Annotated in this window: 11 protein-coding genes; all 11 read left to right on the top strand. The window is 60.9% G+C overall.

Annotated features, from left to right (window positions below):
- Positions 1-16 precede the first annotated feature (16 nt).
- The 11 genes from gspE to lon all read left to right on the top strand — a co-directional run bounded on the left by gspE (position 17) and on the right by lon (position 11,496).
- Complete coding sequence (gene gspE / locus DTF_RS0108455; RefSeq protein WP_027714972.1) at positions 17-1,714, top strand: type II secretion system ATPase GspE; 1,698 nt, start codon at positions 17-19, stop codon at positions 1,712-1,714.
- A 129-nt stretch (positions 1,715-1,843) separates the two neighbouring features.
- Complete coding sequence (gspF, locus tag DTF_RS0108450; RefSeq protein WP_027714971.1) at positions 1,844-3,061, top strand: type II secretion system inner membrane protein GspF; 1,218 nt, start codon at positions 1,844-1,846, stop codon at positions 3,059-3,061.
- 100 nt (positions 3,062-3,161) lie between these two features.
- Positions 3,162-3,611, top strand: a complete 450-nt coding sequence (gspG, locus tag DTF_RS0108445; protein ID WP_035056345.1) for a type II secretion system major pseudopilin GspG — start codon at positions 3,162-3,164, stop codon at positions 3,609-3,611.
- Between the two features lie 55 nt (positions 3,612-3,666).
- The gene (locus DTF_RS0108440) at positions 3,667-4,149 is read left to right on the top strand and encodes a hypothetical protein (protein WP_027714969.1); all 483 of its coding nucleotides are present in this window, start codon (positions 3,667-3,669) and stop codon (positions 4,147-4,149) included.
- A gap of 31 nt (positions 4,150-4,180) precedes the next feature.
- Positions 4,181-4,594: a type II secretion system minor pseudopilin GspI gene (gspI, locus tag DTF_RS0108435; RefSeq protein WP_027714968.1), complete on the top strand. Its 414-nt coding sequence runs from the start codon at positions 4,181-4,183 to the stop codon at positions 4,592-4,594.
- Positions 4,595-4,602: 8 nt separating this feature from the next.
- Entirely contained in the window at positions 4,603-5,208 is a 606-nt protein-coding gene (locus DTF_RS0108430; RefSeq protein ID WP_162148619.1) for a type II secretion system protein GspJ, read from the top strand.
- A 23-nt stretch (positions 5,209-5,231) separates the two neighbouring features.
- Positions 5,232-6,161, top strand: a complete 930-nt coding sequence (gene gspK, locus DTF_RS0108425; protein WP_027714966.1) for a type II secretion system minor pseudopilin GspK — start codon at positions 5,232-5,234, stop codon at positions 6,159-6,161.
- A gap of 1 nt (position 6,162) precedes the next feature.
- Positions 6,163-7,551, top strand: a complete 1,389-nt coding sequence (gene gspL, locus DTF_RS0108420) for a type II secretion system protein GspL (RefSeq protein ID WP_027714965.1) — start codon at positions 6,163-6,165, stop codon at positions 7,549-7,551.
- A gap of 3 nt (positions 7,552-7,554) precedes the next feature.
- Complete coding sequence (gspM, locus tag DTF_RS25405; RefSeq protein ID WP_027714964.1) at positions 7,555-8,088, top strand: type II secretion system protein GspM; 534 nt, start codon at positions 7,555-7,557, stop codon at positions 8,086-8,088.
- A complete protein-coding gene (gene gspN, locus DTF_RS0108410; protein WP_027714963.1) occupies positions 8,085-8,984 on the top strand; it encodes a type II secretion system protein GspN in 900 nt (299 codons plus the stop codon). The genes gspM and gspN overlap by 4 nt, the downstream gene beginning before the upstream one ends.
- Positions 8,985-9,072: 88 nt before the next feature.
- The gene (gene lon, locus DTF_RS0108405) at positions 9,073-11,496 is read left to right on the top strand and encodes an endopeptidase La (RefSeq protein ID WP_027714962.1); all 2,424 of its coding nucleotides are present in this window, start codon (positions 9,073-9,075) and stop codon (positions 11,494-11,496) included.
- Positions 11,497-11,588: the final 92 nt, after the last annotated feature.

Raw genomic sequence — 11,588 nt, 5'->3', positions numbered from 1 at the left:
GGGAACTGACTCCTTTATGAACCAGTGGAAACTCCTCGGCGAGATCCTGCAACAGGAGCACGGCCTCGCCGGTGAAACGATTGAAGAAGCTCTCGCCGCCCAGAAAACATCCGGCCGCCGGATCGGGGAGATCCTCCTGGGGATGAAGGCGATCACCGCCGAGGAGCTGGGCATCGCCCTGGCGGCGCAGCAGGGGCTCGACTTTCTGAAGAGCATTCCCGACGACGCCGCCAATGCCGAACTGCTCGAACTCATCCCCATCGCCTTTGCCAAGGAGTACAAGATCTTCCCCATGAACCGGGTGGTCGGACGGCTGAACGTCGCCGTCGCCGACCCCTCCGACACCCGTCCGCTGAATGACCTGGCCTCCCTCACCGGCTCCTGCGTGGAGGCGGCCGTCGCCACCCCCGAGGAGATCCTGCGGGCCATCAACCGCAGCTATGAGCGGCAGGCGGGGCAGACGGAGGAGTTCATCGAGGACATCGAAGGCGGCAGCGAAGCCCTGGCCGCCGGCTTCGAACCGACCGACCTTCTGGACACCTCCGACGAGGCGCCGATCATCCGCTTTGTCAACAGCCTGATCACCCAAGCCTACAAGCAGCGCGCCAGCGACATCCATATCGAACCCTTCGAGAGGGAGCTGATCGCCCGCTACCGCATCGACGGCATCCTCTATGAGGTGCTGCGCCCGCCCCACCGGGCCCAGGCGAGCATCATCAGCCGCATCAAGATCATGGCCAACCTGAACATCGCCGAGAAACGCCTGCCTCAGGACGGCCGTTTCCGGGTGCGCATCGCCGGCAAGGACGTGGACGTGCGCGTCTCCACTCTCCCCACCGCCTTCGGCGAGCGGGTGGTCATGCGTCTGCTGGACAAGGCCTCCAATGTCCTCACCCTGGAAGAGATCGGCATGGACCCGCCCATGCTGCGGCTGATCAACAACATGATCACCAAGAGCCACGGCATCTTTCTGGTCACCGGCCCCACCGGCTCGGGAAAGACCACCACCCTTTACGCCTCGCTGACCCGGCTCAACAGCCGGGAGAAGAACATCATCACCGTCGAGGACCCCATCGAATATCAGTTGCCGGGGGTGGGGCAGATCCAGGTCAACCCCAAGATCGACCTGACCTTCGCCGCCGGCCTGCGATCGATCCTGCGCCAGGACCCGGACATCATCATGGTCGGCGAGATCCGCGACGGCGAGACGGCGGAGATCGCCGTGCAGTCGGCCCTCACCGGACACATGGTCTTCTCCACCCTGCATACCAACGACGCCGCCAGCGCCCTCACCCGTCTGGTGGAGATGGGGATCGAGCCCTTCCTGGCGGCCTCCTCCATCGTCGGCATCATGGCCCAGCGCCTGGTGCGTCAGATCTGTCCCCGTTGCAAGGAGAGCTACCGCCCTACCCCCGAGATGCTCCGGGAGATGGGATTGGCGGCGTCCGTACCTGAAGGGGTTGAATTTTATCGCGGCGCCGGTTGCAGCCAGTGCATGGACATCGGCTACCGCGGCCGCACCGGCATCTATGAGCTGATGACGGTAGATGAGCAGGTGCGCGACCTGCTTCTGCAGAACAAGGACTCGGCTTCCATCAAGAGCGCCGCCGTGAAAAAGGGAATGAAGACCCTGCGCGACGCCGGCCTGGCCCTCGCCCTGGCCGGGCAAACCTCGATCGAGGAGATCCTGCGGGTGACCCAAGAGGAAGTTTGATGCTTTTGCAAAAAATCTTTATCACCACAGAGAATACAGTGATCGCAGAGGTGAACAATCATAGGTTTTCTCCGTGGCCTCTGTGTCTCAGTGGTAAATTTCCGGTCTTTACAGGTTTGGGAACCCGACATGCCTCTTTTTGAATATTCCGGCCTCAACGCCGCCGGGAAGAAGGTTTCAGGCTCCGTCGAGGGGACTGGTCGGCGGGCGGTCCTGCAGAATCTGCGGTCCCGGGGCATATTTCCCACTGAGCTGCGGGAGGAAAAAGCCGCGGCGCCGGGCCGGAGCGCCGCCCGGCTGCGCCTGGTCCGGAAGGTGCCCATCGGCGAACTGGCCACGGCCACACGGCAGCTGGCGACCCTGCTCGGAGCCGGCCTGCCGCTGGACGAAGCCCTGGGGACCGTCGCCAGCCAGCTCGAACACGAGCGGCTGGCCAGGGCCTACAGCACCGTCAGGGATGAGGTGACTCAAGGGGAATCGCTGCACGACGCTTTCGGCCGTCATCCCCGAATTTTCCCCGTCCTTTACGTCAACATGGTGCAGGTGGGCGAGAACACCGGCACACTGGACAAGGTGCTGCAGCGGTTGGCGGACTTCATGGAAGATCAGGCACGGATGCGCAGCAAGATCAACGCGGCCATGGCCTATCCCATTCTCATGGCCCTCATCGGCACCGGAGTTCTTTTTTTCCTCTTTGCCTTTGTCGTCCCCAAGGTGGTGCGCATGCTCGAGGACCTAGGGCAGGCCCTGCCCCTGCCGACCTTGGTCCTGATCAGCACCAGCAACTTTCTGGCACAGTGGTGGTGGCTGCTGTTGACGCTGCTGGCCTTGGGAATGTTCACCCTGCAGCGCTACGCGAGCACCGAGGCCGGACGGCTGCGCCTGGACCGGCTGGCCCTCACCTTTCCCCTCTTTGGCCGGCTCAACCTCCTGGTGGCCACCGCCCGCTTCACCCGCACCCTGGGGACCCTGCTGCGCAGCGGGGTGCCGCTGCTCAAGGCCCTGGAGATTACACAGAATCTCATGCAGAACCGGGTGCTGCGCCAGGCTGTCGAGGATACCGGAGCGGCGGTGCGCGAGGGGGAAGGACTGGCGCCCCCTATCCGCCGTTCCGGGGTATTCCCACCCATGGTCGCCCAGATGGCGGCGGTAGGAGAACGCAGCGGCGAGCTGGAGGACATGCTTTTCCGCGTCGCCGACACCTACGAACATCAGGTCGACATGACCCTGAACGGGCTGCTTTCGATGCTGGAGCCGGTGATGATCCTTCTTATGGGTGGAGTCGTCGGTTTCATCGTCCTGGCCATTCTTCTCCCCATCTTCCAGGCGAGCCAGGGGATGGGGTAAAGGCAGGAGAAGGTACAAGGTAAAAGGCACAAGGTATGAACAAATCTTTCCTTGAACCTTTGGGCCTTGAACCTTTTACCTAAATTTTTAAGGAGCACAAATGAAGCAAACCGAGAAATCCATCGTAAGGAATGACAAAGGCTTCACCCTGATCGAAATCATGGTCGTGGTAGTCATCCTCGGCATTCTGGCCGGGATTGTCGTGCCGCGCCTGCTGGACCGGCCGGAGGAAGCCCGGCGGACGAAGGCGGCCACGGACATCCGGGGGGTCGAACAGTCCCTGGCCATGTACAAACTGGACAACGGCTTTTACCCCACCACCGAACAGGGACTTCAAGCCCTGGTGACCAAGCCGGAAACCGGCCGCATTCCCTCCAGGTATCGGGAGGGCGGCTACCTGAACAAGGTTCCCGTCGATCCATGGGGAAACACCTACGTCTATCTGTCACCCGGAATCCATGGCGATGTTGATGTCATTTCCTATGGCTCCGACGGCCAACCCGGGGGCGAGGGGAGCGATGCCGACGTTAACAGCTGGGAGATCGAGTAAAAGACCGGCGGCAGTCTCCTTTCGCTGCGCCTGCGCCTCGCAAGGCGGTTTTACCTTGGTGGAGCTTTCGCTGGTCGTCCTCCTCATCGGTCTATTCTGCCTCCTGACGGTGCCGATCTTCGCCGGCTGGGGAGAAGGCTCATTGCAGTCCTCCGCTCGGCGCCTGGCCGGTACCGTGAAGTATCTCTACAACGAGTCGGCCCTGCAGAAGGAGGAATTCCGCCTGATTTTTAATCTGGAAGAAGGCGCATACGAAGCCAAGGTTCTGAGGCTAAACGGGCAACTAACCGAACTCACAGGCACCGGTCGTCGCCAGCAGCTCAAAGGAGGGGTTCGATTCCAGGATATCGCCGTAGCCGGCCATGGCAAATTCAGCTCCGGCGAGGTGACCACGGTCATTCACCCGGTGGGCTGGCTGGAGGAAACGGTCATCCATCTGAAAGACGAGGACGGTCGTGCCCTGACCCTGCGGCTCATGCCCTTTACGGGCTCCACGGAGATCTACGAGGGGTATCGGGAGTTCGAGAAAAATCTGTGAGGAGTGAGGGGTGAGGCGTGAAGAGTTGAACTTGAAACCTGAAACCTGCAACATCGCCGTTCCAGGATCGAAGTTCGATACTGGAACAGCGGGCTTCACCCTGCTGGAAGTCATGGTCGCCCTGGCGATTGTCGCCATTGCCCTGGTTGCCCTGATGGGGCTCGGCAACCGCAGCATTGCCGTAAACGCTCATCTGCAGAAGATCACTCAGGCCACATTGCTGGCTCAGCAGCGCATGACCGAGGTTGAAATCCAGGCGGCTGGCGGCGCTTTACTGGTACTGAATGAAGAAGGTGTATTCGATGAGCCTTTTGCCGAATTCCGGTGGCGGTTAGACTACGAAGACACTCCCTTGCCGAATCTCCAGATCGTGACGGTCACCGTCGCCTGGGGGGATGAGTCACGCAACGAGTTGGTCGATCTCAACTCTTTCATTTTCCGATGACGGCAACCTTGAGGACACAGAATGGATTCACCCTTCTGGAGGTGCTGGTTGCGGTCACCGTCACCGTCCTGCTGATGACGGCGGTGTACGGCGTCTTCACCTCCGTCAGCGGTGCGAAACAGCGACTGGAAGCGGAAGGTGAAAGCTATCATCAGACCCGGGTTCTCTATGACCGCCTCGGCCGCGAACTGCGGGGGACCTACTGGCGGCAGGCGAACCGCCAGACCCGCTTCATGGCAGGCCGCACTCGAGACAACTATACCTTCCTGGAGCTGACCACCACCGCAGGGACCCCCTTCGGCGGCCGTCGCGGCGCCATTTCCGTCGTCCGCTATGAGCTGCGTCCCGACACTGAGGCGGAGGAGCCGGACACCTGGGTGCTGATGCGCGACGAATACACCACCTTCGATGTACTGCTTCAGGATCGCGAAGGTTACCCGCTGGCCAGAGGCATCCGGGAGATGACTTTCCGGTTTTACGGAAACGGGCAATGGGAAGACGAATGGGACTCCTCCGTCCGGGACGGTCTGCCGCAGATGGTGGAGGTGAGCATCACCATGCCCAGCGGGGAGCAATCGGTTCCGTTTCGTTCCAACTTCGACGTGCCGCAATGAGAGTTCTGCGCCAGGAAAAAGGAATGGTGCTGCTGCTGGTCCTTGTGGTGGTGGCTCTGCTTTCGGCTCTGCTGACGGAATGGGCCTTCTCCACCCATGTTGACATGCGGCTCACGGAGACCTTCCGCGACAGCACCCGTGCCTGGTATCTGGGGAAGGGGGGCGTGGAGGCGGGACGGATGATCCTGCAGAACGACACCAATGCCTGGGATCATCCGAGCGAACTCTGGGGGCAGGGCATCCCAGGCTATCCGATTGGTGAAAACGGCTCCGTATTCATCACCATCGAGGACCTGGACGGAAAGCTCAATCTCAACACCCTGGTCAGTGCCGGCGGGAACCCGAACACGGTCATGATCCGCCGGCTCTACCGTCTCTTCGACATCCTCGGTCTTCAATCCCCCGGGGACCTGACGGCGGCCGTGGTGGACTGGATCGATGAACCGGGGAACGTGTACGACCAGATCATCTTCGAGGATAACAGCACCTTGCCGGTCACGGGCGCAGAAGATGCCTACTACCAGGGGCTGGATTCCCCCTATCCTGCGGCGAACACGGCCATGATCTCGATCGAGGAACTGTCCATGGTGAGAGGGTTCACCCCCGAGGTGTTGGCTGTCGTACTCCCCCACATTTCGGTGAACGGATCGGCAAACCTGAACCTGAACACCGCTACCCCCGAACTTCTGCAGGCCTGGGACAAGGACGTTTCGACCCAGGCCATCGATGAAATCCTCCTCGCCCGGGAGACGGCTCCCTTCGAAAGCGCTGATGACGTGAAGGATATTTTGACCCTTGACGACTGGACGGCCCTGAACCGCAACATCGATGTGACAGTGGCCGGGGAAACATTCCGCATCACCTCCCTGGGAAGGGTCGGCGACGGCGCCCGGCAGGTCACTGCTGTGGTCAGCGGCAACGGCAAGGACATCTACTACATGAAGGTGGATTGAGATGGAACGACGGACGATTGGCATCCATATCGACGGGGACACCCTGCGCATCGCCATCCTCGCCCAGGACGACCAGCGGCTGATCGCCCTGGGGAAGCAGAGATTCGGCAGTACCGAGGAGATGGCGGCGGCGGTGCATGAAATCGTCGGCAGCACCAGCATCTTCGGCGACCGGCTGGCGACCGCCCTGCCGGCGCTGGGGACCTTCGTGCGCCGGCTCAAATTCCCCTTTGCCGATACCCGAAAGATAGAGTCCACCCTCTCCTTCGAGCTCTCCTCGCAGTTGCCGGTGTCCATCGACGAGTACGCCGTCGACTTCCAGGCGCCGGTTCCCGCCGAGGAGAATCTGTACCGGGTCACCGCCGCAGCGGTGAGCATCGATGCCCTGGAGAAAATTGTCGAGGTTTTCGACAGGGCCGATATTCCGGTGCATATCGTCGACCTGGCTCCCTTCGCCTTTGTGCGCGGGCTGCGCGAGCATATTCCGGACGGAATCCTGGCCAGCCTGGGAGTCCGGGAGACCACCATCGCCCTGGTGACGGCCGGGCGGGTGAGCGACTACCGGGTAATTCCCGCCTCCCCTGCAGCGACCGTTCAGGAGACCGCCCGCATGCTTCTGCGGGAGAGCGCCTCCCTGCAGCACGAAGCGCATACGGGCGGCCCGTCCCTGACCCTCATCGGCCCCGAGGTCACCCCGGAATTGTTGGACATCCTGCGCCCGGGCACGCGGAGAGTGGAAATCCCCCGTTTCACGCTGGACCACCGGGAGGTCGAGCCGGAATATCTTCCGGCGGTTGCCTTGGCCCTGCGGGCGGCGATGTCGGCCAAGCAGCGGGAATTCAATTTCCGCCGCGGCCGCTACGCTCTGAAAAATGAATGGTCGACCCTGAAAAGGGAAATGATCGCCGCGGCCTCCATCCTTCTTCTCTCCATCCTGATCGTGGCCGGAACCGGTTACCTGAACTACGCGCACAAGGCAGCACGGGCCGAGCAATTGCAGCAGCAGATGGTGACGGCCTTCCGGGAAACGTTTCCCGGAGCCGCCCCCATGGTGGACATCCCCCTGCAGATGCGCAGTAAAATCACCGAGCTGCGCCAGCAGGCCTGGCAGATCGGCAGCGGACCACAGGGTTCGGTTCTGAGGGTGCTTCAGGAAATCTCGAGCAGCATCCCCGCCGAGGTGACCCTGGATATAAGGGATATGAATTTCTCGGCGGAATCGGTCCGCCTTGAGGGAGTATCCACCTCCTTTGAAGCCATCAACCAGATCGCCCGCAGCCTGGAGCAGTCCCCTCTTTTTGCCCAGGCCCAGATCGCAGACGCGAAGATGAGTCTGGATGGAACCCGGGTCGACTTCCGTCTCAACCTCTCCTTCGCCAAACCAGGATAAGCCATGTTTGATCTATCCCAACTGAGCCGGCGCGACCGCACGGCCCTGATCGTCGGCGGCATTGCCGTGCTGATTACCGTCGTGGTCTTCGGTCTCATCCTTCCCTACCAGGGGGCGATGTCCCGACTGGACGCCCGAATCGCCGCTCGCCAAAAGCAGGTCCGGGAAGTGGACGCCCTGCAGCAGGAATACCGGGTGCTGCAGCGGCAGCTTGCCGAGGCGCAGACCCGCCTGGCCAAGTCCAAGGGTTTCTCACTCTTCTCCTTTATCGAATCGCAGACTACCCAAGTCGCCACCAAGGAAAACCTCATCTACATGAGACCCCAGCAGACCGCCACGCGGGAGGGCCGCCAGGAGGAATCGGTGGAAATCAAACTGGAGAAGCTGAGCCTGGATCAGCTGGTCCGTTTCCTCTTCAGCGTCGAATCGGCGGATGCCTATCTGCAGGTCAAGAACCTGCGGGTGCGCACCCGTTTCGACGATCCCGCTCTGCTCGATACCACCATGACCATCTCCTCCTTCGGAGGCAGTGCATGAAATTAAACCGATTCCATCGCCTTAGAACGGCCCGGGGGAAAACGCTCCCTTCCTCTTCCAAACCGAAGCTCCGCTTTTATCTCGGCGCCCTGGCCTCGCTGATCCTTGGCCTTGTGGCAAGCCTGTATTTCTTCTTTCCCGTCTCCGCCCTGGAGGAACGCGTCGAATATGAAATCAACGGGCGCACGCCGGTGGAAGCGGACCTGATGGCGCTCTCCCTCGGATTCCCCCCCGCAATGAGAGCAGAAACGCTTATTCTCAAAATCGATCAGCCGCAGCCGTACTCGCTGACCTTCGACAAAGTCTCGGTCAAACCGCTCTGGCATTCCCTGTTCGGTAGGAATCCCGGCGTGGCGATCCATACCGATATACTGGGCGGGGCGGGGGAAGGGACCATTCGCCGAAACGGAGACATGGAAGTCAGCATCGCCCGGGTCATCTTTGACACCCCCCTGCCTTCGCTCACCAGTCTCCGTCTTTCAGGGAATCTGAAAAATGGGGAACTCGTCACCACGGTGCCGGCGAAGCCGACGACGGAATCACGGATGGAGGTCACTCTCGAGAACATCAGGGTCATCGGGCTCAAATCCGTCGGCATCGGCAGCGACACCCTTTCCCTTGGCGCCGTTTCCCTGCGGGGCTCAGGGAGGGGGAACTCCTTCAAAATCGAGCAGCTCGAATCCGAGGGAGGCGACCTCAAGGTTTCCGGCGGAGGAACCCTTCTTTTCGGCCGAACCGTCGAAAGCAGCAGACTCAATCTCAATGTGATCCTCTCCCCGACCCCGTCCCTGGACAAGGAGATGGCGGAATTGCTCAACCTGTTCCGGCAACCCGGCCGCGATGGTTCTTACCGGTTCAGGGTCACGGGCACCGTGGCGAATCCTGTCGTCAAATAGTCTCCGTATCCGGTCTGCCGTTGACATTCCTCTCCACAATGATTAGCTTGCTCGGAGTCATCAGCATGATTCTGCAAGGAGTGATTACGTGAGCGAAGAGAAGGAAGATTTCATCGAAGCCGAATTAAACGGAAACAGATCCGAGGACAAAGACCGCCAGGAGGGACTGGTTGTTGCCGCCGAAGTCCTCCCTACCGCTCTGCCGATCCTTCCCCTGAGACCTCGTCCCGCTTTTCCGGGCATCCTCATTCCCATGGCAATCACCGGCGATATTCAAGTGGCCGCCGTCAAGAGAGCGATGGCGACCCCCTCCCAGGCTCTGGGACTGGTCCTGGTTCGGAACCCGGAGGATGAAGACGCGCCGGAGAATCTGCACCGCATCGGAGTGGTGGCCAAGATCCTCAAGGTCATCCATGAGGAGGAAGAGAGCGTCCACCTTCTGATCAACAGCCTCGAGCGCTTCACCATCGAGGAGATGGGGCAGAACCCGAAGGGGCTTTTCGCCCGGGTGCGCTACCACTACGGGGCCGAGCTCTCGGTCAATCCGGAGCTCAAGGCCTACTCCATGGCCATCATCACCACCCTCAAGGAACTGGTCCAGATCAACCCCCTGTACTCCGAGGAGATCAAACTCTTTCTCAACCGCTCCAGCATGGATGATCCCGGGCGGCTGGCGGACTTTGCCGCCAACCTCACCAGCGCGGACGGACAGGAGCTGCAGAAGATTCTAGAGACTTTCGACGTTCGCCGGCGCATTGACCGGGTTCTGGTCCTGCTTAAGAAGGAGCTGGAAGTTTCCAAGCTCCAGACAAAGATCTCCAAACAGATCGAAGAAAAGGTTTCCGCCCAGCAACGGGAGTTCTTTCTCAAGGAACAGCTCAAGGCGATCAAAAAGGAGCTCGGTCTGGAGAAGGAGGGGAAAACCGCGGAGATTGAGAAATTCGAAGCGCGCCTGAAAAAACTGAAGCTCAATGACGAAGCCGAGCGCGCGGTGCGCGAAGAAATCGAGAAGCTGCGCCTGATCGAACCCAACTCCCCCGAATACAACGTCACCCGCAACTACCTGGACTGGCTGACCATCCTCCCCTGGGGGCAATTCAGCAGGGACTCGTACAACCTCGACAAGGCCCGCCGGGTGCTCGACCGCGACCATTACGGCCTGGAGGACGTCAAGGACCGGATTCTCGAATTCATCGCCGTCGGCAAGATGAAGGGCGACATCTCCGGCTCCATCCTCCTCCTCGTCGGCCCTCCCGGGGTCGGCAAGACCTCGGTGGGGAAGAGCATCGCCGGCGCCCTGGGACGATCGTTCTACCGGTTCTCCCTCGGAGGGATACGTGACGAGGCCGAGGTCAAGGGGCACCGCCGCACCTACATCGGCGCCATGCCGGGCAAATTCGTCCAGGCCATGAAGAGCGCCGGCACCGCAAATCCGGTGCTTATGCTCGACGAGATCGACAAGATTGGCGCCTCTTTCCAGGGTGATCCCGCCTCCGCTCTGCTCGAGGTCCTCGATCCGGAGCAGAACTCCGCCTTTCGCGATCACTACCTGGATGTCCCCTTCGATCTCTCCAATGTCCTTTTCGTCTGCACGGCCAACCAGCTCGACACCATACCGGCTCCGCTCCTCGACCGCATGGAGACCATCCGCCTCTCCGGCTACATTCTCGAGGAGAAGCTGGAGATCGCCCGCCGCTACCTGATTCCCAAGGCGCTGGAAGCGCACGGTCTTAAAAAAGGGCTGGTGACCATTCGCAAGGAGACCCTCGCCGCGATCATCGACGGTTACGCCCGCGAGGCCGGGGTGCGCAATCTGGAAAACCGCATTCGCAAGATCATGCGCAAGGCGGCCCGGGAATTCGCTTCCGGCAGGGAGGAGAAAATCGTCGTCGAGAAGAAGGATCTGACCGACTATCTCGGGCAGCCGTCCTTCGTCGAGGAGGAAGTTTTCGAAGGGGTGCCCGGCGTCGTCACCGGACTGGCCTGGACCAGCATGGGCGGAGCAACCCTCCAGATCGAAGCGACCGCCATGCCAAGCAAGAGCAAGGGATTCAAGCAGACCGGGCAGCTCGGCAATGTGATGGTCGAGAGCTCGGAGATCGCCTACTCCTATGCGATGGCCCATCTGAAGACCTACGGAGCCCCGGACGATTACTTCGACAACCATTTCGTCCATCTCCATGTTCCCGCCGGCGCCACGCCCAAGGACGGGCCTTCGGCGGGAGTGACCATGACCACCGCGCTCCTCTCCATGATCACCGGCAAGCCGGTGCGCAAAAGCCTGGGCATGACCGGCGAACTGACCCTCACCGGGCGGGTGCTGCCCATCGGCGGCGTGAAAGAGAAGACCATCGCCGCCCGCCGTGCGGGGCTGAAAATGCTCATCTTCCCCGAGGGGAACAGAAAGGATTTTGCCGAGTTGCCCGATTATCTGAAGGAAGGGCTGGAGGTGCATTTTTCAAAAGATTATGAAGATGTATACCGCGTTGCATTTAACGGGAGAAAACCGTAGGGTAGGCATGCCTCGCCCGGTTTATCGTTTTGATTCAGAGCAGCGCATAGGTTGCGCCCGCACATCTTCATCACAACAAGGAGTTGTTTTAC

This window comes from Desulfuromonas sp. TF, from assembly GCF_000472285.1.
GTDB lineage: Bacteria > Desulfobacterota > Desulfuromonadia > Desulfuromonadales > ATBO01 > ATBO01.
This window is presented reverse-complemented; position numbering and strand designations above follow the sequence as displayed.

What these genes read in the sequence shown, in the direction of transcription:
- gspN (WP_027714963.1), top strand. Translation starts at nt 8,085, where the DNA reads ATGAAATTAAACCGATTCCATCGCCTTAGAACGGCCCGGGGGAAAACG.
- gspG (WP_035056345.1), top strand. Translation starts at nt 3,162, where the DNA reads ATGAAGCAAACCGAGAAATCCATCGTAAGGAATGACAAAGGCTTCACC.
- gspM (WP_027714964.1), top strand. Translation starts at nt 7,555, where the DNA reads ATGTTTGATCTATCCCAACTGAGCCGGCGCGACCGCACGGCCCTGATC.
- gspK (WP_027714966.1), top strand. Translation starts at nt 5,232, where the DNA reads ATGGTGCTGCTGCTGGTCCTTGTGGTGGTGGCTCTGCTTTCGGCTCTG.
- gspF (WP_027714971.1), top strand. Translation starts at nt 1,844, where the DNA reads ATGCCTCTTTTTGAATATTCCGGCCTCAACGCCGCCGGGAAGAAGGTT.
- gspL (WP_027714965.1), top strand. Translation starts at nt 6,163, where the DNA reads ATGGAACGACGGACGATTGGCATCCATATCGACGGGGACACCCTGCGC.
- gspE (WP_027714972.1), top strand. Translation starts at nt 17, where the DNA reads ATGAACCAGTGGAAACTCCTCGGCGAGATCCTGCAACAGGAGCACGGC.